Source organism: Mycobacterium sp. NTMscope_MAC_12, assembly GCF_976985675.1.
Genome location: NZ_CDRJYY010000001.1, coordinates 3702114 through 3726791, shown reverse-complemented (window position 1 = coordinate 3726791; position 24678 = coordinate 3702114). Strand labels below are relative to the sequence as shown.

Annotated in this window: 26 protein-coding genes and 1 pseudogene; 18 read left to right on the top strand and 9 right to left on the bottom strand. The window is 68.9% G+C overall.

Features of this window, described 5'->3' with window-relative positions:
* Positions 1-32 precede the first annotated feature (32 nt).
* The 4 genes from AC0KS4_RS17055 to AC0KS4_RS17040 all read left to right on the top strand — a co-directional run bounded on the left by AC0KS4_RS17055 (position 33) and on the right by AC0KS4_RS17040 (position 5192).
* On the top strand, positions 33-2372 hold the full coding sequence (locus AC0KS4_RS17055) for an FdhF/YdeP family oxidoreductase (RefSeq protein WP_238956480.1): 2340 nt from the start codon (positions 33-35) through the stop codon (positions 2370-2372).
* Positions 2372-3193: a formate dehydrogenase accessory sulfurtransferase FdhD gene (fdhD, locus tag AC0KS4_RS17050; protein ID WP_225328576.1), complete on the top strand. Its 822-nt coding sequence runs from the start codon at positions 2372-2374 to the stop codon at positions 3191-3193. Before AC0KS4_RS17055 ends, fdhD begins: the two co-directional genes overlap by 1 nt.
* A gap of 113 nt (positions 3194-3306) precedes the next feature.
* Positions 3307-3681, top strand: a complete 375-nt coding sequence (locus AC0KS4_RS17045; protein WP_238956479.1) for a YraN family protein — start codon at positions 3307-3309, stop codon at positions 3679-3681.
* Positions 3681-5192 (top strand): YifB family Mg chelatase-like AAA ATPase, encoded by a 1512-nt coding sequence (locus AC0KS4_RS17040; protein WP_238956478.1) that lies wholly within the window; start codon positions 3681-3683, stop codon positions 5190-5192. The genes AC0KS4_RS17045 and AC0KS4_RS17040 overlap by 1 nt, the downstream gene beginning before the upstream one ends.
* A gap of 26 nt (positions 5193-5218) precedes the next feature.
* Here the strand turns inward: AC0KS4_RS17040 and AC0KS4_RS17035 are convergent, their stop codons facing one another.
* Entirely contained in the window at positions 5219-5488 is a 270-nt protein-coding gene (locus AC0KS4_RS17035; protein WP_238956477.1) for a DUF4190 domain-containing protein, read from the bottom strand.
* 113 nt (positions 5489-5601) lie between these two features.
* Between AC0KS4_RS17035 and dprA the strand changes: the two genes are divergently transcribed.
* The 4 genes from dprA to AC0KS4_RS17015 are packed head-to-tail and all read left to right on the top strand — an operon-like array spanning position 5602 to position 9796.
* Complete coding sequence (gene dprA, locus AC0KS4_RS17030; RefSeq protein WP_238956476.1) at positions 5602-6777, top strand: DNA-processing protein DprA; 1176 nt, start codon at positions 5602-5604, stop codon at positions 6775-6777.
* A gap of 33 nt (positions 6778-6810) precedes the next feature.
* Positions 6811-7680, top strand: coding sequence for a siderophore-interacting protein (locus AC0KS4_RS17025; RefSeq protein ID WP_238956475.1), 870 nt, complete (start codon positions 6811-6813; stop codon positions 7678-7680).
* Between the two features lie 25 nt (positions 7681-7705).
* Positions 7706-8866, top strand: coding sequence for a lactate 2-monooxygenase (locus AC0KS4_RS17020; protein ID WP_225328570.1), 1161 nt, complete (start codon positions 7706-7708; stop codon positions 8864-8866).
* Positions 8867-8899: 33 nt separating this feature from the next.
* Positions 8900-9796, top strand: coding sequence for a tyrosine recombinase XerC (locus AC0KS4_RS17015; RefSeq protein WP_238956474.1), 897 nt, complete (start codon positions 8900-8902; stop codon positions 9794-9796).
* 6 nt (positions 9797-9802) lie between these two features.
* Here the strand turns inward: AC0KS4_RS17015 and AC0KS4_RS17010 are convergent.
* Positions 9803-10258, bottom strand: a pseudogene (locus tag AC0KS4_RS17010) (M23 family metallopeptidase); the annotation flags it as partial.
* 339 nt (positions 10259-10597) lie between these two features.
* Here AC0KS4_RS17010 and rpsB point away from each other — a divergent pair.
* The 3 genes from rpsB to AC0KS4_RS16995 all read left to right on the top strand — a co-directional run bounded on the left by rpsB (position 10598) and on the right by AC0KS4_RS16995 (position 13747).
* Positions 10598-11443, top strand: a complete 846-nt coding sequence (gene rpsB, locus AC0KS4_RS17005; protein WP_225328568.1) for a 30S ribosomal protein S2 — start codon at positions 10598-10600, stop codon at positions 11441-11443.
* A 12-nt stretch (positions 11444-11455) separates the two neighbouring features.
* Entirely contained in the window at positions 11456-12271 is an 816-nt protein-coding gene (tsf, locus tag AC0KS4_RS17000) for a translation elongation factor Ts (protein ID WP_238956473.1), read from the top strand.
* 69 nt (positions 12272-12340) lie between these two features.
* Entirely contained in the window at positions 12341-13747 is a 1407-nt protein-coding gene (locus AC0KS4_RS16995) for an amidase (RefSeq protein ID WP_238956472.1), read from the top strand.
* 9 nt (positions 13748-13756) lie between these two features.
* Here the strand turns inward: AC0KS4_RS16995 and AC0KS4_RS16990 are convergent, their stop codons facing one another.
* The gene (locus AC0KS4_RS16990) at positions 13757-14173 is read right to left on the bottom strand and encodes a MarR family winged helix-turn-helix transcriptional regulator (RefSeq protein ID WP_225328565.1); all 417 of its coding nucleotides are present in this window, start codon (positions 14171-14173) and stop codon (positions 13757-13759) included.
* A 131-nt stretch (positions 14174-14304) separates the two neighbouring features.
* Between AC0KS4_RS16990 and AC0KS4_RS16985 the strand changes: the two genes are divergently transcribed.
* The 5 genes from AC0KS4_RS16985 (at position 14305) to AC0KS4_RS16965 (ending at position 18723) form a co-directional block, all read left to right on the top strand.
* A complete protein-coding gene (locus tag AC0KS4_RS16985; RefSeq protein ID WP_238956471.1) occupies positions 14305-14718 on the top strand; it encodes a ChaB family protein in 414 nt (137 codons plus the stop codon).
* A gap of 322 nt (positions 14719-15040) precedes the next feature.
* Positions 15041-16219, top strand: coding sequence for a phosphatidylserine decarboxylase (locus tag AC0KS4_RS16980; RefSeq protein ID WP_225328563.1), 1179 nt, complete (start codon positions 15041-15043; stop codon positions 16217-16219).
* Between the two features lie 134 nt (positions 16220-16353).
* The gene (locus tag AC0KS4_RS16975; protein WP_238956470.1) at positions 16354-16854 is read left to right on the top strand and encodes an oxidoreductase; all 501 of its coding nucleotides are present in this window, start codon (positions 16354-16356) and stop codon (positions 16852-16854) included.
* An 11-nt stretch (positions 16855-16865) separates the two neighbouring features.
* Positions 16866-18356 (top strand): molybdopterin-dependent oxidoreductase, encoded by a 1491-nt coding sequence (locus tag AC0KS4_RS16970; RefSeq protein ID WP_238956469.1) that lies wholly within the window; start codon positions 16866-16868, stop codon positions 18354-18356.
* A gap of 1 nt (position 18357) precedes the next feature.
* The gene (locus tag AC0KS4_RS16965) at positions 18358-18723 is read left to right on the top strand and encodes a hypothetical protein (protein WP_238956468.1); all 366 of its coding nucleotides are present in this window, start codon (positions 18358-18360) and stop codon (positions 18721-18723) included.
* On the opposite strand, the gene AC0KS4_RS16960 is transcribed toward AC0KS4_RS16965, so the two are convergent.
* The 4 genes from AC0KS4_RS16960 to AC0KS4_RS16945 form a co-directional block, all read right to left on the bottom strand.
* On the bottom strand, positions 18689-19021 hold the full coding sequence (locus AC0KS4_RS16960; RefSeq protein WP_238956467.1) for a hypothetical protein: 333 nt from the start codon (positions 19019-19021) through the stop codon (positions 18689-18691). The two genes, AC0KS4_RS16965 and AC0KS4_RS16960, sit on opposite strands and share 35 nt — an antisense overlap.
* A gap of 11 nt (positions 19022-19032) precedes the next feature.
* Positions 19033-20106 (bottom strand): YncE family protein, encoded by a 1074-nt coding sequence (locus AC0KS4_RS16955; protein ID WP_238956466.1) that lies wholly within the window; start codon positions 20104-20106, stop codon positions 19033-19035.
* 79 nt (positions 20107-20185) lie between these two features.
* Positions 20186-21025, bottom strand: a complete 840-nt coding sequence (locus tag AC0KS4_RS16950; protein WP_225328557.1) for an SDR family oxidoreductase — start codon at positions 21023-21025, stop codon at positions 20186-20188.
* Between the two features lie 88 nt (positions 21026-21113).
* Entirely contained in the window at positions 21114-21290 is a 177-nt protein-coding gene (locus tag AC0KS4_RS16945) for a hypothetical protein (RefSeq protein WP_020188525.1), read from the bottom strand.
* 303 nt (positions 21291-21593) lie between these two features.
* Between AC0KS4_RS16945 and AC0KS4_RS16940 the strand changes: the two genes are divergently transcribed.
* Together AC0KS4_RS16940 and AC0KS4_RS16935 are read left to right on the top strand one after the other, a co-directional pair.
* Complete coding sequence (locus tag AC0KS4_RS16940; protein ID WP_238956465.1) at positions 21594-22178, top strand: MPT63 family protein; 585 nt, start codon at positions 21594-21596, stop codon at positions 22176-22178.
* Between the two features lie 99 nt (positions 22179-22277).
* Positions 22278-23216, top strand: a complete 939-nt coding sequence (locus AC0KS4_RS16935; RefSeq protein WP_225328555.1) for a lysophospholipid acyltransferase family protein — start codon at positions 22278-22280, stop codon at positions 23214-23216.
* 31 nt (positions 23217-23247) lie between these two features.
* Here the strand turns inward: AC0KS4_RS16935 and AC0KS4_RS16930 are convergent, their stop codons facing one another.
* Together AC0KS4_RS16930 and mbp1 are read right to left on the bottom strand one after the other, a co-directional pair.
* Complete coding sequence (locus AC0KS4_RS16930; RefSeq protein ID WP_238957343.1) at positions 23248-23952, bottom strand: winged helix-turn-helix domain-containing protein; 705 nt, start codon at positions 23950-23952, stop codon at positions 23248-23250.
* A gap of 204 nt (positions 23953-24156) precedes the next feature.
* On the bottom strand, positions 24157-24396 hold the full coding sequence (gene mbp1, locus AC0KS4_RS16925) for a microaggregate-binding protein 1 (RefSeq protein WP_225328554.1): 240 nt from the start codon (positions 24394-24396) through the stop codon (positions 24157-24159).
* Positions 24397-24678 lie beyond the last annotated feature (282 nt).

The window sequence follows — 24678 nt, the reverse complement described above, 5'->3', positions numbered from 1 at the left end:
GCGGCCCGCCCGCGAAGCGGTAATTTGATGCTGTGAGGTCCCACCGTTCGGCCGTGTCCGGCCCCGCCGCCGCCGACTACGACGAACACGCGGTCACGGTCACCCCCCGCAAGCGCGAGGCGGCGGGCGTTCGGGCGGTGATGGTCTCGCTGCAGCGTGGGTTCGAGCAGATGGGCGCGTTGCGCACCGCGGCGGCGCTGGCCCGGCTCAATCAGCGCAACGGCTTCGACTGTCCCGGGTGCGCGTGGCCCGAGGAGCACGGCGGTCGCAAGTTGGCCGAATTCTGCGAGAACGGCGCGAAGGCCGTCGCCGAAGAGGCCACGAAACGCACCGTCACACCGGAATTCTTCGCCCGGCATTCGGTCGCCGAGCTGTCGGCGAAGCCCGAGTACTGGCTGTCCCAGCAGGGCAGGCTGACCCACCCTATGGTGTTGCGTCCCGGTGACGACCACTACCGCCCGATCGGCTGGGACGCCGCCTATCGGATGATCGCCGAGCAGCTGGGCGCCCTGGACAGCCCCGATGAGGCGGTGTTCTACACGTCGGGCCGCACCAGCAACGAGGCCGCGTTCTGCTACCAGCTGCTGGTCCGGTCTTTCGGCACCAACAACCTGCCGGACTGCTCCAACATGTGCCACGAGTCGTCGGGTTCGGCGCTCACCGAGTCGATCGGCATCGGAAAGGGTTCGGTCACCGTCGAGGACGTCGAGCTCGCCGACCTGATCGTGATCGCCGGACAAAACCCGGGCACCAACCACCCCCGGATGCTCTCGGTGTTGGAGAACGCAAAGGCCAACGGCGCCAACATCATTGCGGTGAACCCGCTGCCCGAGGCCGGGCTGATCCGGTTCAAGGACCCGCAGAAGGTGCACGGCGTCGTCGGCCACGGCATCCCGATCGCGGACGAATTCGTGCAGATCCGCCTGGGCGGTGACATGGCGCTGTTCGCCGGGCTGGGCAGACTGCTGCTGGAGGCCGAAGAGCGCGCCCCCGGCACCGTCGTCGACACCGCGTTCGTCGAGGCGCATTGCGCCGGGTTCGACGAATACCGGCGCCGGACGCTCGACATCGACCTCGACGACGTGTTCGCCGCCACCGGCATCGAACGGCCGCAGCTCGACCGTGTCGCCGACATGCTGAGGGCGTCGCGGCGGACGGTGGTGTGCTGGGCGATGGGCCTGACGCAGCACGCCCACGCGGTCGCCACCATCGGCGAGATCACCAACCTGCTGCTGCTGCGGGGCATGATCGGCAAGCCGGGCGCCGGGGTGTGCCCGGTGCGCGGACATTCGAACGTGCAGGGCGACCGCACGATGGGCATCTGGGAGCAGATGCCCGAGGAGTTTCTCGCCGCCCTGGACGGCCGGTTCGGTATCGCCAGTCCCCGCAAGCACGGGTATGACACCGTGGCCGCGATCCGGGCCATGCGCGACGGGCGGGCGAAGGTGTTCATGGGCATGGGCGGCAACTTCGCGTCGGCCACCCCCGACACCGTCGTCACCGAGGCCGCCCTGCGCAATTGCGCGCTCACCGTGCAGATCTCGACCAAACTCAACCGCAGCCATCTCGTGCACGGGAATACCGCGCTGATCCTGCCCACCCTCGGCCGCACCGACCGTGACATTCGCGGGGGACGGAAACAGGTTGTCTCGGTGGAGGATTCGATGTCGATGGTGCACCTGTCCCGCGGCAGCTTGCACCCGCCCAGCGACCAGGTGCGCAGCGAGGTGGAAATCGTCTGCCAGCTGGCCCGCACGCTTCTCGGTGCGGCGCACCCGGTTCCGTGGGAGAGCTTCGCCGCGGACTACGACACCATCCGCGACGCGATCGCCGCGGTGGTCCCCGGGTGCGCCGATTACAACCGCAAGGTGCGCCAGCCCGACGGATTCCAGCTTCCGCACCCGCCGCGTGACACGCGCGAATTCCACACCAGCACGGGGCGGGCCAACTTCGCCGTCAACCCGCTGCAGTGGGTGCCGGTGCCCCCGGGCCGGCTGGTGCTGCAGACCATGCGCAGCCACGACCAGTACAACACCACGATCTACGGGCTCGACGACCGTTATCGCGGGGTGAAGGGCGGGCGCCGCGTGGTGTTCATCAACCCCGCCGACATCGACGCGCTGGGCCTGACCGCGGGCGGGCGCGTCGACCTGGTGTCGGAGTGGACGGACGCCGACGGCCGGCTTCAGGAACGGCGCGCGAAAGACTTTCTGGTGGTTGCGTATTCGACTCCGGTCGGCAACGCCGCGTCCTACTATCCCGAGACCAACTCGCTTGTCCCGCTGGATCACACGGCGGCGAAATCGAACACCCCGGTGTCGAAGGCCGTCGTCATCCGCGTGGAGCCCGCAGCCGGCGGTGAAGCCGCGTAGTGGGGCACGTAACGTCGCGCCGGCGGGTCACGCATCTGACCGCCGAGGAGGCGATCACCCGACCGGAAACCCTGGTCGTCGAGGAGCCGTTGGAGATCCGGGTCGACGGGGCGGCGGTCACCGTGACGATGCGCACGCCGGGATCGGATTTCGAACTCGCCCAAGGCTTTCTGCTCACCGAAGGGGTCATCGGCGGCCGCGACGATGTGCACAGCATCCGTTACTGCGCGGGCCGCGACGACGGCGGCGCCAACACGTACAACGTGCTGGACGTGACGCTGACCGCCGGCGTGGCCAAACCCGACCTCGATGTCACCCGCAACTTCTACACCACCTCGTCGTGCGGGGTCTGCGGCAAGGCGTCGCTGGACGCGGTGCGGCTGAGCAGCCGGTTCACCCCGGGTGCCGATCCCGCCACCCTCGCGGCGGCCACACTGAAGGCGATGCCCCACCAACTACGTTCCGCGCAAAAGGTTTTCGACAGCACCGGGGGCCTGCACGCGGCGGCGCTGTTCGGGGTCGACGGCACGATGCTGGTGGTGCGTGAGGACGTCGGCAGGCACAACGCCGTCGACAAGGTGATCGGCTGGGCGCTCGAGCACCGGCGGGTGCCGCTGGAAGCCTCGGTGTTGCTGGTCAGCGGGCGGGCCTCGTTCGAGCTGACCCAGAAGGCCGTGATGGCCGGGATTCCGGTGCTGGCGGCCGTGTCCGCGCCGTCGTCGCTGGCGGTTTCGCTGGCCGAGGAGGCCGGCCTGACGCTGGTGGCGTTCTTGCGGGAGGACTCGATGAACATCTACACCAGGGCCGACCGGATCACCTAGGGTTCTCCGCCGCCTGTGGATGGACGCCGCACTGGGGATAACCCGCGGGCGCGGGCGGCCGCAGCCCGCGACGGCGGCCCGACCCGTCGGCCCCGGCGGGCACCGTGGCCCGCATGACAACCGAAACGACGATGACCCGGATCCAACTGGGGGCGATGGGCGAGGCGCTCGCCGTGGATCACCTGACGCGCACGGGATTGCGGATCCTGCACCGCAACTGGCGCTGCCGCTACGGCGAACTCGACATCATCGCCTGCGACCGCGCCGGCACGGTGGTGTTCGTCGAGGTCAAGACCCGCACCGGCGATGGTTACGGGGGACTGGCGCATGCGGTCACCCCGCGCAAGGTCCGGCGGCTGCGCAGGCTGGCCGGGCTGTGGCTGGCCGGCCAGGACCGGCGGTGGGCGGCGATCCGCATCGACGTGATCGGCGTGCGGGTCGGACGCCGGCGTACCCCGGAGATCACCCACCTGCAAGGCGTCGGCTGATGGCGCTGGGGCGCGCGTTCTCCGTCGCGGTGCGCGGTGTGGACGGCGAGATCGTCGAGATCGAAGCCGACATCACGTCCGGACTGCCGGGCGTGCACCTGGTGGGTCTGCCCGACGCCGCGCTGCAGGAGTCGCGTGACCGCGTCCGGGCCGCGGTCACCAACTGCGGCAACGACTGGCCGCAGGCGCGGCTCACGCTGGCGTTGTCGCCGGCGACGCTCCCGAAAATGGGCAGCGTGTACGACATCGCCCTGGCCGCGGCGGTGCTCACGGCGCAGCGAAGGAACCCATGGGACCGGCTGGAGAAAACCGTGTTGCTGGGCGAGCTGTCGCTGGACGGAAGGGTGCGGCCGGTGCGCGGGGTGCTGCCCGCCGTGCTCGCCGCCAAACGCGACGGGTGGCCGGCCGCGGTGGTCCCGGCGGACAACCTGGCCGAGGCCAGCCTGGTGGACGGCATCGACGTGTGGGGCGTGCGGACCCTGGGGCAGCTGAAGAAGTGGCTCGGCGGCAGCGGCGCCCTGGACCACAGGATCGATCCGGACCGCACACCCGAGGAGCCGGTGGTCGACCTGGTCGACGTGGTCGGGCAGACGCAGGCGCGGTTCGCGGTGGAGGTGGCCGCCGCCGGGGCGCACCACCTCATGCTCACCGGCCCGCCGGGAGTGGGCAAAACGATGCTCGCCCAACGTCTTCCGGGCCTACTGCCGCCGCTTTCGGAGAGCGAGTCGCTGGAGGTCACCGCGATCCACTCGGTGGCCGGGTTGCTGTCGGGGGACACGCCGTTGATCACCCGGGCGCCGTTCGTGGCGCCCCATCACAGTTCCAGTGTCGCGGCGCTGGTCGGCGGGGGCTCCGGGATGGCGCGCCCGGGCGCTGTCAGCCGGGCCCATCGCGGGGTGCTGTTCCTCGACGAGTGTGCCGAGATCCGGGTCAGCGCCCTGGAGGCCTTGCGAACACCGTTGGAGGACGGCGAGATTCGTCTTGCCCGCCGCGACGGCGTGGCGTGTTATCCGGCCCGGTTCCAGCTGGTGCTCGCCGCCAACCTGTGCCCGTGCGCGCCGCCGAATCCGCAGGACTGCATGTGCCCGGCGGCGACCAAACGCCGCTACCTGGGCAAGTTGTCCGGGCCGCTGCTGGACCGCGTGGACCTGCGGGTGCAGATGGATCCCGTGCGGGCAACGGCGTTCTCGGCTCGCGACGGCGAATCCACCGCACAGGTGCGTGAGCGGGTGGCGGCCGCGCGTGCGGCCGCCGCGCAGCGCTGGCTGCCGCACGGCTTTCGCACCAATGCCGAAGTCAGCGGGACCCTGCTGCGCCGAAAATTCCGTCCCAGCAGCGCGGCGATGGAGCCGCTGCAACGAGCGCTGGACCGTGGACTGCTCAGCATCCGCGGCCTCGATCGCACGTTGCGGGTCGCGTGGAGCTTGGCCGACCTGGCCGGCCACACCTCGCCCGGGCTCGACGAGGTCGCCACCGCACTGAGCTTCCGGCAGGCGGGGGCGCAGCGGTGAGCGCCGCGACCGCCCGGCCGCCCCGGTCACCGGCGCACCATCGTCAGCCAATCCGTGTGCCCGCCGCGCAACGCGATCGCGACGCTCACCAGGATCGCGAACGCGCGGGCGAATTGCGCCATGGCGCGCCCGCTTTCGCCCCGCTGTTCCATCTCCCGCAACGCGATGCAGGCGAGACCGATGCTGATGACGGGGGTGGGAAAGCCGATCCAGCTGACCAGGCTCAGCACGAACGCCGCGACCGCCCAGGGGTTTATGGGGCGCTCGGATGCCGTGTGCGCCATCGGCAGGATCATGGTGCGCTCCGTTCGGTGCGGGTGAGTGTGCGGCGCCCGGTGGCGGACGACATCACATTCGTGCGCGCGGCTGGTCGGATTCTTGGCGAATCCTTGGCGCCGGGAACCCGGCGATGACCGCGGTCGACAGTGCCGCGCAGCGGGCGTGGGCCTATCTGTCCCGGGTGGCCGAACCGCCCTGCGCCGCGCTCGCCGCCCTGGCGCGCCGTGTCGGCCCCGTCGAGGCGGCCGAGCGGGTCCGGCGCGGAGCGGTCGACGACGATGTGGCCCGCCACACCGAGGCCAGGCGTGACATCGACACGTCGGCAACCGATCTCGAGACGATCGCCCGGCGGGGCGGGCGGTTGATCACCCCCGACGACGACGAGTGGCCGCTGCTGGCGTTCGCCGCATTCCGCGGCGCCGAACCACGACGGCGCGGCGGCCCGCCGATGGTTGCGCCGATGGTGTTGTGGGCGCAGGGCCCTGCCCGGCTCGACGAGGTCGCGCACCGGGCGGCCGCCGTGGTGGGGACGCGGGCCGCGACGGCGTATGGCGAGCAGATGGCCGGCGAACTGGCGGGCGACCTCGCGCAACGCGACGTCGCCGTCGTCTCGGGCGGCGCCTACGGCATCGACGGCGCCGCCCACCGCGCCGTGCTCGACTGCGACGGGATCACCGTGGCGGTCCTCGCGGGCGGGCTCGACGTCCCCTACCCGAGCGGTCACACCGCGCTGCTGCACCGCGTCGGCCAGCACGGGCTGTTGTTCACCGAATACGCCCCCGGCGTCCGCCCGGCCCGTCACCGGTTCCTGACCCGCAACCGCCTGGTGGCCGCCGTCGCCGGGGCGGCGGTGGTGGTCGAAGCGGGTCTGCGCAGCGGGGCGGCGAACACCGCCGCCTGGGCGCGGGCGCTGGGGCGGGTGGTGGCCGCGGTGCCCGGACCCGTGACGTCGTCGGCGTCGGCGGGTTGCCATGCGCTGCTGCGCGACGGCGCCGAGCTGGTCACCCGCGCCGAGCACATCGTCGAGCTCATCGGCCACATCGGCGAGTTGGCCTCCGACGAGCCGCGCCCGGTCACGCCGTTGGACGGCCTGAGCGACGCCGAGTGCCTGGTCTACGAGGCGTTGCCGGGCCGCGGCGCCGCCTCGGTCGACGAGATCGCGGTCGCGTCGGGGTTGATGCCCGAGCAGGTGCTGGGGCCCCTGGCGATGCTCGAGCTGGCCGGGTTGGTGCAGCGCCAGGACGGGCGCTGGCGAATCGTCCGGGCCGCCGCAGGCCACGCTGCGTCAACGCCGCGACTCGTATAGTCGAGGCGAGTCGGGCATCGGACAGGAGGACACGTGGCAGGTCGACCACTGCAATGCTTCGAGGTTGTCGGTACCGAGCAACTCACCCCGCACATGGTGCGGGTGGTGCTGCGGGGCAAGAATTTTGACGCCTTCGTGCCCAGCAAGTTCACCGACTCCTACGTCAAGCTGGCATTCGTCGCCGACGACGTGGACGTGGCCGGTTTGCCCGAGCCGCTGACCCTCGACAGCTTCGCCGGCCTGCCCCCGGAGAAACGGCCGTCCGTGCGCACCCTCACCGTCCGGCACGTCGACGTCGAGGCCCGCCAAATCGCCCTGGACATCGTCGTGCACGGCGAGCACGGGACGGCCGGCCAGTGGGCGTCCACGGCCCAACCCGGCCAGCCGATCTACCTGATGGGCCCCGGCGGCGCGTACACGCCCGACCCGGCCGCCGACTGGCACCTGCTGGCCGGCGACGAATCGGCGCTGCCGGCCATCGCCGCGGCCCTGGAAGCGTTGCCGCCCAGCGCGGTCGGGAAGGCGTTCATCGAGGTGGCGGGACAGGAGGACGAGATCCCGCTGACCGCCCCGGAAGGCGTCGAGGTGCATTGGGTGTACCGCGGCGGGCGCGCCGACCTGGTGCCCGAGGATCGCGCCGGCGATCACGCGCCGCTGATCGAGGCCGTCACCACCACCCCCTGGCTGCCCGGGCAGGTGCACGTCTTCATCCACGGTGAGGCGCAAGCCGTCATGCACAATCTGCGGCCCTACATCCGCAAGGAGCGGGGCGTGGACGCGAAATGGGCGTCGTCCATCTCGGGTTACTGGCGCCGCGGCCGCACCGAAGAGACGTTCCGCCAGTGGAAGAAGGAACTGGCCCAGTCAGAGTCCGAGGCGGAGTCGGCGAACTCGTCCGCCTGACGGCTCGACTGGCATTCTCTTTTCCATGGCATTCGCGGACTACCAGAACGAGATCTACTTCAAGGGCCTGGGCGGGGTGGCGCCCGCGCTGCCGATGGCCTTCGCGGAGTTGGAGGCCCGCGCCGAGCGGGCCATGTCGCCGTCGGTGTGGTCGTACGTCGCCGGCGGCGCCGGCGACGAACGCACGCAGCGGGCCAACCGGGAGGCGTTCGACCGCTGGGGCCTGATCCCGCGCATGTTCGTCGGCGCCGCCGACCGCGACCTGTCGGTGGAGATGTTCGGCCTGACCTTGCCGTCTCCGGTGTTCATGGCGCCGATCGGCGTCATCGGCATCTGCGCCCAAGACGGCCACGGCGACCTGGCCACCGCCCGCGCGGCCGCGGCCACCGGTGTCCCGATGGTCGTTTCCACCCTGACCGCCGACCCGATGGAAGACGTCGCCGCACAGTTCGGCGCAACCCCCGGCTTCTTCCAGCTCTACACGCCGAAGGATCGCGACCTGGCCGCCAGCCTCGTGCAGCGGGCCGAGGCCGCCGGTTTTGCGGCCATCGTCGTCACCCTCGACACCTGGATTCCCGGGTGGCGCCCGCGCGATTTGTCCACCGCCAACTTCCCCCAGCTGCGGGGTCTCTGCCTGAGCAACTACACCAGCGATCCGGTCTTCCGCGCCGGCCTGCAGCGCCCGCCCGAGGAGGACCCGCAAGCCGCCGTGCTGCAGTGGATCACAACGTTCGGGAACCCGTTGACCTGGGACGACCTCGAATGGCTGCGGTCGCTGACCGACCTGCCGCTGATCATCAAGGGCATCTGCCACCCCGACGACGCCCGGCGGGCCAAGGACGGCGGCGTCGACGGCATCTACTGCTCCACGCACGGTGGGCGCCAGGCCAACGGCGGCCTGCCCGCGCTCGAGTGCCTGCCGGGCGTCGTCGAGGCGGCCGACGGGCTGCCCGTGCTGTTCGACTCCGGTGTGCGCAGCGGGGCCGACGTCATCAAGGCGCTCGCGCTGGGCGCGACGGCAGTCGGAATCGGCCGGCCGTACGCCTACGGCCTGGCGCTCGGCGGCGACGACGGCATCGTGCACGTGCTGCGCTCGATCCTCGCCGAGGCGGACCTCATCATGGCGGTGGACGGCTATCCGACGCTCAAAGATCTCACCCCGGACACGCTTCGGCGCGTCGGCTGAGGCAGGCCGGCCGGTTTCTGCGAGCGTGGGGGAGTGCGGGAGATCCTCGACGAGTTCGACGAGTACCTGGATTTGCAGTGCGGGCGTTCGGCGCACACCCGGCGCGCCTACCTCGGCGACCTGCGCTCGCTGCTCGCGTTCGCGGGCGAGCGCGGCGCCGGCCTGGACGGATTGAGCCTGCCGCTGCTGCGCGCGTGGCTGTCCACCGCGGCCGCCGCCGGCGTCGCCCGCACGACCCTGGCGCGACGCACCTCGGCGGTCAAGGCGTTCACCGCCTGGGCCACCCGGCGCGGCCTGCTGGCCGGGGATCCGGCCGCGCGCCTCCAGGTCCCCAAGGCGCATCGCACCCTGCCCGCGGTGCTGCGCCAGGATCAGGCCCGCGACGCCATGGCCGCCGCCAAATCCGGTGCGCAACAAGGTGATCCGATGGCGCTGCGGGACCGGCTGATCGTCGAGATGCTCTATGCCACCGGGGTCCGCGTCAGCGAGCTGTGCGGCCTGGACATCGACGACGTGGACACCCGGCATCGGCTGGTGCGCGTCCTCGGCAAGGGCAACAAGCAGCGCAGCGTGCCGTTCGGGGCGCCGGCCGCCGAAGCGCTCGACGCGTGGCTGGCCGACGGGCGCCCCGCCCTGGTGAACGCCGAGTCGGGCCCGGCGCTGCTGCTGGGCGCGCGGGGGCGCCGGATCGACGTCCGCCAGGCCCGCACGGTGGTGCACCAGACCGTCGCCGCGGTGGACGGCGCACCGGACATGGGGCCGCACGGCCTGCGGCACAGCGCGGCCACGCACCTGCTCGAGGGCGGGGCTGACCTGCGCGTGGTCCAGGAATTGCTCGGCCATTCCAGCCTGGCGACCACGCAGCTCTACACGCACGTCGCCGTGTCCCGGTTGCGCGCGGTGCACGATCAGGCCCATCCCCGGGCCTGAAGCGCCGCCCGGCGGCTGTAGCGGTTTGAGTCGGATCGGGGTCGACTTCAGCAGGCCCAGCGGATCGACATAGCGCGCCCCCGACGCCGGACCCCACATCGCGCCCCAGTGCAAACACGCCGCGGCCCGGCACCCCGGATGGCCGGGCACCAACGCGCCGATCACGGTCCCGGCCGTTACCGACTGCCCGGCCCGCACGGCCGCCCGGACCGGCTCGTAGCTGGTGCGCAAACCCCCGGGATGAGCCAGCGACACCACCGGCCGTCCGGCCAGCAACCCGGCGAACACCACGGTGGCCGCGCCCGCGGCGTACACCGGCTGGCCGGCGGCGCCGGCCAGGTCCACACCACGATGGCCGGGATGCCAATCCTGCACCGGGGCGTCGAAGGAACGGGTGACGGCCGGCGGCGGGCGCAGCGGCCAGTCCAGGCGATCGTCGTCGGCGGCCGCGGGCACCGCGCTGACCAGGGCCGCACTCAACGCCAGCGCGATCCACCGCATCCAGGCAGTTCACCGCGGCGCGCCCGGCGCGGCCACCCGGCCCGGCCGGCTCTGTGGACGACGCCCCCGCTTGGGGAAGCGTGGCAAAAGCACCCGCCGAACCGGTGTAAACTGCTGGTCGCAGCTCGTCCGCGGGCTGACTTCGCGCGTCCGCGTCGCGTCTCCGGTTCCACGAGGAGAACGCAATCGCATGCCGGGCGGTCTCGACCGGGTTTCCCGGCCGGGTCCGGCATCGCAGCAGGCGCCAGGGCCCGGCTTCACCCGATGCCAGGCGACAACCGACACACGTAAGGCACAACCATGGCCGTCGTAACCATGAAGCAGCTGCTCGACAGCGGCACCCACTTCGGGCACCAGACCCGTCGCTGGAATCCCAAGATGAAGCGGTTCATCTTCACCGACCGCAACGGCATCTACATCATCGACCTGCAGCAGACGCTGACCTTCATCGACCAGGCGTACGAATTCGTCAAGGAAACCGTCGCCCACGGCGGCAGCGTGCTGTTCGTCGGCACCAAGAAGCAGGCTCAGGAGTCCGTCGCCGCCGAGGCGACCCGCGTCGGCATGCCGTACGTGAACCAGCGCTGGCTGGGCGGCATGCTGACCAACTTCTCCACCGTGCACAAGCGGCTGCAGCGCCTCAAGGAGCTCGAGGCGATGGAGCAGACCGGTGGCTTCGAGGGCCGCACCAAGAAGGAAATCTTGATGCTGACCCGCGAGAAGAACAAGCTGGACCGCAGCCTCGGCGGTATCCGCGACATGGCCAAGGTGCCGTCGGCGATCTGGGTCGTCGACACCAACAAGGAGCACATCGCGGTCGGTGAGGCCCGCAAGCTCGGCATCCCGGTCATCGCGATCCTGGACACCAACTGCGACCCCGACGAGGTCGACTACCCGATTCCGGGCAACGACGACGCGATCCGTTCGGCCGCGTTGCTGACCAAGGTCATCGCCTCCGCGGTCGCCGAGGGCCTGCAAGCGCGCGCCGGGGTCGGCCGCGGCGACGGCAAGCCCGAGGCAGAGGCCGCCGAGCCGCTGCCCGAATGGGAGCAGGAACTGCTGGCCTCGGCCGCTGCGACCGCTCCATCGGCTGCCCCCACCGAAGCCGCTGCGGGCACCTCCGAACCAACCACTGAATCCTCCTAGGAAGGCTGAACATTGGCGAACTTCACCGCTGCCGACGTCAAGCGGCTTCGGGAACTCACCGGTGCCGGCATGCTCGACTGCAAGAACGCGCTTGCCGAAAGCGACGGCGACTTCGACAAGGCGGTCGAGGCGCTCCGGATCAAGGGCGCCAAGGACGTCGGCAAGCGTGCCGAGCGGGCCACGGCCGAGGGCCTGGTCGCAACCCAGGGCGGCGCGCTCATCGAGCTGAACAGCGAGACCGACTTCGTCGCCAAGAACGCGGAGTTCCAGGCGCTGGCCGACCAGATCGTGGCCGCGGCCGTGTCGTCGAAGGCCAAGGACCTCGACGAACTCAAGGCCGCCGCGATCGGTGGCAAGACCGTCGAGCAGGCGATCGCCGAACTGTCGGCCAAGATCGGTGAGAAGTTGGAGTTGCGCCGCGTGGCGAACTTCGACGGCACCGTCGAGGCCTACCTGCACCGGCGGGCCGCGGACCTGCCGCCGGCGGTGGGCGTGCTGGTCGAGTACCAAGGATCGGACAAGGAGGCCGCCCACGCCGTCGCCCTGCAGATCGCCGCGCTCAAGGCCCGCTACCTGTCCCGCGACGACGTGCCCGAGGACGTGGTGGCCAGCGAGCGCCGCATCGCCGAGGAAACCGCCAAGGCGGAGGGCAAGCCGGAGCAGGCCCTGCCCAAGATCGTCGAGGGACGGTTGAACGGCTTCTTCAAGGACGCCGTGCTGCTCGAGCAGCCGTCGGTGTCCGACAGCAAGAAGACGGTCAAGGCCCTGCTCGACGACGCGGGTGTGACGGTGACGCGGTTCGTGCGCTTCGAGGTGGGTCAGGCCTAACGGCCTGCCCGCCGCCGAACAAGCCGGGAAACCTCCCGGCGGTCGCGTGGGCGCGTTAGCGTCACTGCTATGCGACACGTGCACGCCTTCGGCGACGACGCGCTCGGCGATCTCGACGCGGTCGGCCTCGCCGAGGCCATCCGCTCCGGGCGGGTCGGCCGGGCCGAGGCGGTGGAGGCGGCGATCGCCCGCACCGAAGCCGTCGACCCGGCCCTAAACGGGTTGGCGTACGCGGGATTTCAGCAAGCGCGGGCCGCCGTGTCGGACGCTGCGAGCGGCTACTTCTGCGGCGTCCCGACGTTCATCAAGGACAACGTCGACGTCGCGGGCCAGCCCACGATGCACGGCACCGATGCGTGGACGCGCCGGGACGCCCTCACCGACAGCGTGTTCACCCAGCTGTACCTGGCCACCGGGTTGACCTCGCTGGGCAAGACACAGTTGTCGGAATTCGGTTTCAGCGCGTCGGCCGAACACCCGCGGCTGGGCCCGGTCCGCAACCCGTGGGACACCGAATACAGTGCCGGCGCATCATCATCCGGGTCGGGGGCGTTCGTCGCCGCCGGTGTGGTGCCCATCGCGCACGCCAACGACGGCGGCGGCTCCATCCGCATCCCGGCTTCCTGCAACGGGCTGGTCGGGCTCAAACCGTCGCGCGGCCGACTGCCGCTGGACGCGACGCTGCGCCGGATGCCGGTCGGCGTCGTCGTCAACGGCGTGGTGACGCGTTCGGTGCGCGACACCGCCGCGTTCTACCGGGAGGCCGAGCGGATCTGGCGCAACCCCAAGCTGGCCCCGGTCGGGGACGTCACCGGCCCCGGCCGGCAGCGGTTGCGGATCGCGGTGGTGACCCGCTCGATACAGCGCGAGTGCAGTCCCGCGCTGCGGGAGCTGACGCTGAAGTCGGCCGGCCTGCTCGAGGAGCTGGGCCACCGGGTCGAACACGTCGACCAACCGCCGGTGGCGGCCAGCTTCGTCGACGATTTCGTGCTGTATTGGGGCTTTTTGGCGCTGGCCCAAGTGCGCAGCGGACGACACATGTTCGGCGCGACGTTCGACCGCGCCAAGCTGGATTGCCTGACGCTGGGTCTTGCCCGACACACCAGCCGCCACCTGCACCGGCTCCCGTCGGCGATCATGCGCCTGCGGGGGGCGCGGCGGCGCACCGCGCGGTTCTTCGGCACCTACGACGCGGTGCTCACGCCGACCCTTGCCGACGAGACACCCCGCATCGGGGTCCTGGCGCCGACCGATTATCAGCAGGTCATCACCCGGCTGATCGAATGGGTGTCGTTCACCCCGCTGCACAACGTCACCGGTGAACCTGCGATCTCGCTGCCGTTGGCCCAGTCCGCGCACGGCATGCCGGTGGGCATGATGCTGTCGACCGGTATGGGGCAGGAGTCGCTGCTGCTCGAACTGGCCTACGAGCTCGAGGAGGCGCGGCCCTGGGCGCGCATCCAGGACGCCGGGTGATCGGGCCCGCTAATCGGTCCCGAGTTTTTCGAGCATCCTTTTGAATTCGCGCTGCTGCGTGTCGGTGAGCTTGCTCAGGATCCGCGCGTCGGCGCCGCGGACCGCCGCCTCGGCGCGCTTGAGCAGGGCGCGGCCCTGGCCGGTCAGGTTGGCCGGTAGCGCGCGCCCGGACGACACGGACGAGGGCCGCGCCACCGCGCCGACGTCTTCCAGTTTGCGCAGCACCGTGTTCATCGCCTGCGGGGTGACGCCCGCGTGGCGGGACAGCTCGGCGCTCGACATTCCCGGGTACATCGAAAGGATGCGCAGGCAAACGAATTCGGGCAGGGCCAGGCCCAGCGGACTCAATACCGCGGCAACCTCTGGCCGCAGCACCGTCGCCACCCGGTAGAGCAAATAACCCAGCGGGGCGTCGTCCTGATTCATGTCAACCATGTTGACATATTTCCGCCGGCCCGACGCGCACATTTCCCGGACGGCGATTGCCCGGCCCGCAACGGGGTAACCGACTGCGGTAACACGTTTCCTGCACCGCTTTTGGCGCACGAGGAGGTTCGATGCCGAAGACGACGAAAGGCGGAGCGCCAAAAAAGAGTGAATTGCCCAGCACTTTGCGGCGTTCCAACGCCAAAGCCCAACGCACGTTCGCGAAATCCCACGATGCGGCCGCAGATCAGTACGGCAGCGAGGAGCGGGCCCACCGAGTGGCTTACGCCGCCGTCAAGCACAGTTTCGAAAAGGTCGGGGACCACTGGGAACCCAAGGAGCACAAGGGCCCGTCCGACGAGCGCGCCGAGCGTGGTGGGCTACGACCGTCCGGCGAGTCGGCCGAGGGCGTCGACGCCAACGCGAGCAAAAAGCATCTGCTCGACGTGGCCCGCCGGCTCGACGTTCCGGGCCGGTCGACGATGAACAAGTCGGAGTTGGTCGACGCGATCAAGAAGCACGATCGCCGGGTCCGCGGCCGCTGAGCGGGAATCGTCCGGCGACGCAGATGTCGGCCTCGAGTTCGCTCGTAAGCCGACCGCGGGGCCGGAACACCAAATTGCCGGCGCGCCTTGTTGTTTGGCGACGAGCGGCGATACGGGAAGCCGACGCATCAGATCCATCCGAGCGCCGATGCCCACCCGCGACGCGCCGAACCAAACACCCAATGTTCGGCGCCGCGAACCGGGCGCGAACCGCCGCGAGTCGCAGCCCGTTTGCCGCCCGGGAGCGGGGGTACGCGGCCGACGTGGCTCCGAAGCGCTCGGTGCGCGTCGAGCCCTATGGCCACGACAAAGGAGCAGTGATATGAGCGAGCCGGACACCGTCATCAAGGCGCTTCGCGACGTCCTCGACAAGGAACAGGGCCTGGCCGATCGGCTCGAGCGGTCGCTGCAGACCGCGCGCGAGCGGGCCGGGTCCGAACTGAACCCGGACCTGTATGCGGCGCTCGAGTGGCCGCGCGACGTCGGCGAGTACGAGGCCTACCTGAAGCGCTTCATCCGATGGGTGCCGCAGGAGTCGGACGCCGACGCCTGGAAGAACGAAAACCGGCAGGCGCAAGAGGTCAGCGATCGCATGGCGCACTTCTACTTCCTCGTCGACCAGGGTGACGAGCCCGCGCAGGGGTCCGGTGACTTCCGGGAATGGCTGACCGAGTTCGCCCGGCAGTGGGGGAGTTTTTTGGACACGCCGGAGTCGTTCAGCCCCGAAGCCCTGCAGTCGTTCATCGACAATGCGCCGGAGTACCGCATCCATGAGTCACTGGTCGACGGTGCGCCGAACGCGCCCAGCGGATGGCTGACCGCCAACCAGTTCATCGCGCGGGAGATCAACGGGGGGCTGCGCCCGATCGTCGAGCCGACCACCAATCTGGTGGTGACCTCACCGGCCGACTGCAAATACCAGCACGCCTACGACATCGACGCCGACTCGAGCATCCCGGCCACCACCGTCAAGAACGAAAAGTACGGCAATATCAAGCAACTCATCGAAGGCAGCCAATACAGCGAGAGCTTCGCGCGCGGCACCTTCGTCCATTACATGCTGCCGGTGCACGCCTATCACCGCTACCACCTGCCGGTCGCGGGACTGGTCAGGGAGTCCTTCCGAATCAACGGGAAAGTCTTCATGCGGGTCGGCCTAAAAGATCACGAGTTCGCCTCCAGCGACAGCGCCAGCAGCGGCTACGAGTTCTCCCAGACCCGCGGCGTGGTCACCATCGACACCTCGCAGTCGGACTGCGGCGATATCGGCATCGTGGCGGTCATTCCGGTCGGCATGGCCCACGTGTCGTCGGTGGTCCTCACCGCGGTGCCCGGCAAACACATGGCAAAAGGGGAGGAGTTCGGCTACTTCCAGTTCGGTGGCTCGGACATCATCATCCTTTTCCAGGAGGGGGTCGATCCCCAGCTCGACAAGAGCGAGGAATTCCGGCTGGTCGGTTCGCCGGTGGCGCGCTGCGCCGCGGCACGAAAAGCGCAGTGAGGGTGATTATCACGCCACCGATCGGGTAAGGCCCTGCCCGCGGGGGCAGTGGGCTTCGCCCGCGCCGCGCAGTGAGCCGGTCGCGGTCGCGTTGTCGCCGTTTGTGCGCCGATCAGGCGGGGTAGTCAGCCGCAATGGCCGGTCTTTTGGGGCGACTGGGGCTCAAAGCGTGGCACAAGGTGCTGTCCTCGCCCCTGCTCACGCTCAACGGCTACGTCGCCTTCGATTTGCCGCGCGCGGTAACCGCGTTGGGCGCATCGCTGCTCATCGGCCTGGTGGCGGTGCATGCCTATGTGGCGGCGACCCGGCCGGGTTTGCCGCTCTATTTCTGGGTGTATGTGGCCGTGCTGATCGCCGCCTGCCTGGGCGCGGTCACCGCGATGGTGTTTGCCGTCAAACCCCGTGTGCCGCAAGCGGGTTGGTTCGCCGGCAGCCTGATGTGCGCGGCGTTTCTGGTGATCTATCTGGTCAGCCGGTTTGTCAGCCTGCCGGGCTTGGTGGCGGTGACCGGCCGCTGGGACCTCGCGCCGGGGACGTTTGCCATGGCGTTCGCCGGGGGCTTCATCGCCGTACACACCACGGTGCTGTCCGGCATCAACGTGGCATACCCGCAACGACAGAACTGGCACGACTGAACGGTGACGACATGACAGTGCTCGACTATCCGGCGTGGCTGCGCATCGACCACTGGCTCAATGTCCTGTTTTTGACGCTGGTGATCCGCAGCGGCATCGAGATCTTGTCCACGCACCCGAAGTTGTACTGGCACGACGACAGCAAGCCGGGCACCGAGTGGGCGCGCTTCACGGTCAAGGAAATGCCGATCAACAAGCTCTACGACACCCTCGACGAGGAGGAGGACTACAACTCGCTGTTTTCGTTGCCCGGCCACAAGAAACTGGGCATGGGTCGGCACTGGCACTTCTTCTCGGTGATCGGCTGGGTCCTCGTCGGGCTGTCGTATTACATCCTGTTGTTCGCCACCGGCCAGTGGCACCGGTACTGGCCGGCGTCGTGGTCGATCTTCGGTGAGGCGTGGGACGACATCGTCACCTACATGAGTTTCAATTTGCCGCCGCTGCTGCCGGGTGAACCCCTGGATGCCATCCAGAAGCTGACCTACGCGGGTGTCATCTTCGTGCTGGCGCCGTTCCAGATCCTGACCGGCGCCGCCCAGTCACCGGCCATCGAGGCCGCATTTCCCTGGTATGTGCGCATGTGGGGCGGCCGGCAATGGGCGCGGAGCCTGCATTTCCTCGGGCTGATCGCCTTTGTGGTCTTCATCGTCATCCACCTGTCGATGATCTTCTTCTGGAGTTGGGGCCAGCTCACGGCATCGATGATCTTCGGTTCCGTGCGCAACATCGGTTGGGCCACAGCGCTTTCGCTGGTGATCATCGCGGCCATCGTCGCCGTCCACGTCGCGGCGACGGTGTGGAGTCTGCGGCGGCCCGTTCAGGTCCGCCGCGTGCTCGGCGCCGTCGTCACGCGCGTCCGCAAAATCCTGTTGCGGCCGCTGAATTCGAAGCAGAACTACCCCGAGCGGATGACCTCCAAGGAACACCGGGTCAACGGCAAGCCGCCGACGAGCGCTGAGTACAAGGTGATGGCCGTGCACAACTTCGTCGACTGGCGCGTGCGGGTGGGCGGCCTGGTGGAAAACCCGGTGACGCTGGACCTGGACGCGTTGCGCGGCCTGGCCGACCAGCAATCGCAACGCGTGATGCACAACTGCGTGCAGGGTTGGACCAGCATCGGCCAGTGGAGCGGTGTTCCGCTCGCCCAACTCGCCGACCATGTTCGTCCCCTCCCGCAGGCGAAATACATCTGCTTTCTGACCATGCAGGACACGGGCCGCGACGAGCCCAGCGCGGAAGGGGAGGGCCAGTTCTACGAGGTGATCGATCTCGAACTCGCCTACAAACCACAGACATTGCTCGCCTACGAGATGAACGGAATGCCACTGCCCATCAAGCACGGCGCGCCGCTGCGGTTGCGGGTGGAGACCCAGGTCGGCTTCAAGATGGCGAAGTGGATCAACCAGATCGAATTCATCGACGACTATTCCGGCATCGGCCACGGTCTGGGCGGGTGGCGCGAGGACAACGTCCACTACGACAAGGACGTGGAGATCTGATATGACCGACATGACCCGCACCGACGGCGAGCGGCCCGAGCTGATCGACCTGCAAAGCGTTGAGCGCGAACGGGTTTCAGATCTGGTAGCCGTCAAGGGTGGGCACTGTGCCGGGTGCGGCGCCAAGGATTTCGCCGTCGGGCGCGCGCTGTACCTCGGGTTTCTGTTCCTCGACGAGGATGACGACGCCTTCATGGTGGCGTTGACCTGCCGCAACGCCGAATGTCCCGCGCCGCGCACCGGAATCGTGTTGCCGGCCAACGAGTTTCTCTCCGACTACCGAGAGATCTCCGAGATCGAGGACATCGCGAGCCGCGCCAGGGCGAGACAAGCTAGCGCAACCTGGGGTGGCTCGGGGTATCGGTGAAGCGGGGCCGGGCGAGATCGAATCTCTCGATCGAATCCGACACCGAACGCAGGTCGTCACACAGGGATTGGAACCGTCGTTCGTCGGCGTCGTCGAGCACGCCCAGGCAGCTGTAGTGCACCAACCGCCGGAACCTCCCGGCGAGCGCTGCCCCCCAACGGATTCCGAAGTCGTAGGCCTGCCCTTCGGGAACGTCGTCGAGCCGCGCGAGCTCTCTGAGCGCCGCGACCTGCTCGGCGAGCAGCTCGAGATCGTCATCGACACCCACCGGCTCGGGTTTGTGCGCTGTGGTGCTCATCGGCCCTCCCCTCACAGGCGTGGCTTCGCCACGCTGATCACGTAGGGCTGGCCGCGCAGGGTCAGATACACCCGCTTGGGACCGATCGCCATCCCGGACAGCGGCGCCGAGGCGATCGGGCCCGACGGCAGCCCCGCCCGGTAGTCGATCGTGCGGATCACCCGGATGGTCCCGTTCGGAAAGCCGGTGAAGCTCGCCGTTTCCAGCACCGCCACGTCGCGGTCGGTGGCCGCGTAGATGCGGGTGTCGTCGGTGCCCACATAGCGAATCGGCGACGAGAGCTCGGTTCGGGCAAGGACTTCGAGCCCGTCTCCGCCGCGACGCGAGTCGACCGCGTACAGCACCTTGTCGTCGCGGCCGGCCACATAGCTGCGCGTGACCTGAGTGCCGTCGCCGGCCCACACGGCGACGGCCATCGGCAGCGAGCCGCGCTTTTCGGGTGGCGACGTGGGCCCCTTGTAATAGCGGATCCCCGAAGCTCCGTAGAGGTGGTACTCGATTTCCCGCCCGCGGTTGGACCCGTCGATGGTGTCGGCGGCCTGGCCGGTGTAGGTCGCCGTCGGGAGCTTGCGGAAGCCGTACTGGTCCACCGGCGTCACCGACGAGCCGTCCGCGGCCAGCGCCAGCAGCACCCGCATGCCGGCGTCTTCGGCGAGGTAGGACGGTGCGGGGCCGGCGTCGAATTCGGCGACCGGTTGCAGGGTCGCGATGTCGACGACGGCGACCTTGCCGCGCTCCGGCTGCGGCACGAAGACGTGGCGGTCGTCCTTCTGGCTGATCTGCAGGTTGCGCCCAGACCCCATCGGGGCCGACAGCCGGGTGTGGGCGGTGCCCGGGCCGGCGTAGGTGACCGCGGCCAGGCGGTGATCGTCGGTCAGGCCCAGCAGGTCGTTGTCGTGATACGACCACACCGGGTCATGCATGGCGGCGCCGACGGCCGCCATACTGACCGCCGGCGCGCTTTCCAGTGACGATCCGGGCGCGGAACATCCTGCCACCGCCATGATTCCGGCGGCCGCGGCGACAGACCACCGCCGTCGCAGCTTTCGCCGCTGACCGTTTCCGATGGCCACGATCGGTGCCATCCTTTCCCGTTCGCCCGTCCGGGCTGTACCCCGGTGAGCGCCTCGTTACACCTGCCCGATGACGCGCGAGGATCGCCGCCTACAAAATCGGTCGGCCGCCCGTGACGGCCACCCGCGCCCCGGAGATGTAGCTCGCGTCATCGGAGGCCAGCAGCACGTAGATCGGCGCGAGTTCGGCGGGCTGGCCGGCTCGCCCGAGGGGCACGTTGTCGCCGAAGGACTCCACGCTGTCCGGTGGCATGGTGGCCGGGATCAGCGGTGTCCAGATCGGGCCGGGAGCCACGCTGTTGACGCGAATTCCCTTCTCGCCCAACAACTGCGCCAGGCTGGCGGAGAAATTGGCGATCGCCGCCTTGGTCGCCGCGTAGGGCGCCAGGGTCGGATTGGGGCTATCGGAGTTGACCGATGAGCTGCCGATGATCGACGAGCCGGCGTTCATGTACGGCAGGGCCGCCTTGGCGAGGTAGAAATACGCGCCCACGTTGAGCCGGAAGGTGTAATCCCACTCCTCGTCGCTGATCTCGTCGAGGCTTTTGCGCATCATCTGATACGCGGCGTTGTTGACCAGGATGTCGACGCCGCCCAATTCCTGCACCGCCCGGTCCACGACGGCGCGGCAGTGGGCGGCATCGGAGAGGTCACCGGGCACCAGCACGCATTTGCGTCCGGCGTTGGTGACGTAGCGGGCCACGTCGCGCGCGTCGTCGTCCTCGTTGAGGTACGCGATCAGCACGTCGGCGCCCTCCCGCGCGAAGGCGATGGCGACGGCGCGCCCGATGCCGCTGTCGCCGCCGGTGATGATCGCCTTTTTGCCGAGGAGTTTTCCCGAGCCCTGGTAAGTGTTTTCACCACAATCGGGAATTGGATCCATCTGGGACTGCACGCCCGGGACGGATTGTTGTTGCGGGGTAAAACCCATGTGATTTCCTTTGCCTCGCTCGAAAGTTCGCCTTGCCATTCAGAAGCCGGCGGGCAAACGCGCGCCCGCGCCGTGACGGATTCCGCTTTTACGATTCGCGGCGGGTCGGGCCGGCGGTCGGGACGTCCGGATCGTCGTCGGCCGGCGGCTCCGGGTCCCGCCACTCCTCGCTGCGGCTGGAACGATTGCCGCGAACCGTGCCTTCCAATTCGTGCTTGAGTTCGTCGTCTTCCCGTGAGCTGTGCTTGGAGTTACCACGTTGCACCTCATCGCCCCCTTCGCGGATATCTCGGCCAGCGTTGCCCGCTGCGCCGGGAACGCCTTAGCGCATCGACTACCCGGCGGCGCACGGCCTAATCGGCGGGCAGCGCTGTTAGGGATGATGCAGGTGTTATGCCTGTTGCCAAAGGTGTTGTCCGCGAAAACAACCTATTTCGGCAGCTAACTGACCGGGTATTGGCATGCGGCGGAATACACATGTTTAAGGCCGTAGCCGGATGGCTATTTCGCTGCGTATATCTGCATGCCCTTGACGGGGGGCGATTGTGTGCGACGAAAGGAATGAAGAATGAAGGTCACCAAGACGGCCATTAAGACACTTGCCGCCGCCGGGATTGCGGCCGCGGGCGTTTTCGCCGCGGCGCCGGCTCTGGCTTCGCCGCCGCCCAATATTCAGGGATTCGGCACCAGCGAACAGCTCGTGGACGGCGCCCTGATCACCAATTACACCGTGAGCAACCTGCAGCCGAGCAATGTCACCATCCCGGGCTACACGCCCAAAGGCACGCTCTACCAGGCGGACATCAGTGCCCGGTCGGAGGCCGGCCTGGTGACCCCGATGGTCAACGACTTCATCGCCCGCGGACCCAATGGGCAGAACTACCGGGTGATCGACAAGGTCGGGACGCCGAACGGGCTCAGCCCCGCGCCGATCCCGCAGGGCAGTGAGTCCACCGGCACGCTGTATTTCGACGTGACCGGCGCACCCCCCAACGGCGTCGTCTACAACGACGGAATGCAAGACGTTCTGATCTGGACGTCGAACATGGAGGGCGGCTCGGCGTCCGGGACGATCAACAGCCCGGCGCCCGGCGCGCCGAACAGCCCGGCACCCGGTGCGCCGCCGGCCCCGGCGCCGGCGCCCAGCGCCTGATCGCCTGATCCGGCCGTAAAAACTCCCCGCGCCCGAAACGGTGCGGGAAGTTTTTCGGCTGGGGGAATCGCGCGCGCCCGAACCGGGTATCCGGCATCCATGAGTAACCCGGACCACAGACCGGCGAGCGTGCGCAAACAAGCGCAACGCAACGCCGAGCAAACGCGCGCGGCGATGGAAGAGCGGCGCAGCGAACACAACGGGGGGCTCAGCGGCTGGGTTGCCGAGCGCGCCGGCCGCTGGGATCTCTCCGGCCAGGACGAGGCCACCCTGCAGCGACAGAAATATCTGTGGAATGTGCTGGTGGACTACTGGTTTCGGATGGAGATCGACGGGTGGGAGAACATTCCGGAATCACCGCCGGCGCTGCTGGTCGGGATCCACTCCGGGGCCCCGTTCGTGTGGGACGCCTGGACGGTCGGTCTGCAATGGTGGCGACGGTTCGGCCAGGACCGCACACTGCATGGCACCGCCCATGACGCGTTGATGGCAATCCCGTTGTTCGGGCGCTACTTCCGATCGATGGGGGTCCTCCCAGCCGCGCCGGACGCCATCGCCACCGCCTTGGCCGAAGGGCGTGACGTCGCGCTGTGGCCCGGTGGGGAAGTGGATTCGCTGCGCCCGTGGACCGAGCGCGATCGCGCCAACCTCGCGGGCCGGACGGGCTTCGTCAAGATGGCGATCCGGGCCGGGGTGCCGATCGTGCCCATCGCGACCGTCGGCGGGGCCGATGCGATGCCCGTGCTGATCCGCGGCGACCGGCTGTCAAAAGCCTTGCAACTGGACCGTCTACTGCGGCTCAAGGTATTCCCCCTCGCGATCTCGTTGCCGTGGGGGATCGCGCCGGCGGCGCTTCCCCAGCTGCCGCTACCGGCCAAGATCAGGACGCGCTTCATGCCCGCGGTGGAACTCGACCACGATCCCGCGCGGGTGGACGACGAGGAATACATCGACCGCAAATACCACGAGGTGCAGGATTCCATCCAGGAAGGCATGGATGCGCTCGCGCGCAAGCGCGCCTTCCCGTTCTTCGGGTGACGTACCGCGAAAGCTGTTGCGGCCGCGGGTATCAGCGCGGGGGCGTCAGCGCCGGATCGCCGACGATCCACTCCGGTTGCGGGGGCGTCGCCGCTCGGTAACCGACCCCGCGGACGGTGTCGACCATGGATTCGTGCCGGGCTCCGAGTTTGGCGCGCAGTCGCCGAATGTGGACGTCGACGGTACGGGCCCGGCTGCTGCTGTCATAACCCAACGCCTCCTGCATCAGCCGGGTGCGGGTGAATGCCTGACCGGCATGCAGCACAAGGAAATTCAGCAATTTGAACTCGGTCAGTGTCAGGGCGAGGTCGTGGCCGTCCAGCGACGCGGTGAAGCTGGCCGGATGCAGGCGAAGATCGCCGAATTTCAGCGTGCCGTCGGCGGTGCCGCGACGGCGGCCGACCGCCAGCCGCAACCGCGCCCGCAGCTCGTCCCCGCCGGTGCCGGGCAGCATCACGTCATCGAAATTGCCATCGCCGTCGACCGCGGCGCAATCCGCCGGCGCGACCAGGGCCACCACCGCGGTTGCGGGATTGTGGGCCGCCAGTCGACGGCTAACCGCCTGAGCCGCAGCCACGTTGCTGCGCGCGTCGATGATCGCCACGTCGGCAGTGGCGCAATGACCGTCGGTGTGGGCGGTCAACGCCGCGCGCGCCGGAAGCGCGACCGTTGCCAGATCCGGTAAGGCCGATTCGAAATCGGCCTCGTCGGTGAGCACCACAATGTCCATCGACATGTCCAACGACATCTCCAAACCTCGTGAGGTCCCTGCGTTCCCCCCGGTCCGTAGGCGCCTCGCGCGAGATGTCTGGCAGCGCTAGGCGTGTGTACCCGCTCCGCCGAAAATTATGCAAAGCTATGCAAACTCAGGCCGTTGGTGCCAAGAAAGTCGATGGGCCCGGCCCGTTTTCACGGACCGGACCCATCTTTCCCAGCAGGTTTACTGGTTGGACTTCTGGCGTTGCTCGGCCGCCTCGGCGCCGCCGCGTGCGGCTTCGGCCTCGGCTTCCTTCTTCGCCGCGTCGCGCTGCGCTTCGGCCTTGTCTTGCTGCGCCTGGCCCTCACGGGTGAGGTCATCGCGACCGGCCACCGCGCCTACGGCCTCCTTGGCCTTACCCTTGACGTCCTCGACGACGCCCTTCACCGCTTCCGCGGGTCCTGACTTGTTCTCTTCCGCCATGGATCCGTTCCTCCTCGTTGGCGTACTGTGAGCGATCCACGCTCAACGACGATCGCGAGCGATCGACCCGGTCATACGGTGAAGCCGGCCCTTTTTGCTCAAGACCGCATGTGTCACCGCGTTGTAGCGGGTTCCCCTGCCGTCCATGGCTCAAACGCCGCGCGGGACGCCAGGCAATCCGGTACCGGCAGACTCGAAAATCGCTCCGGCACGCCAACTGTGCGCATAATGCACCCCGCCGATGCCGCATTGTGCTGCGATGAGGCAGGATGTGAAATGCCG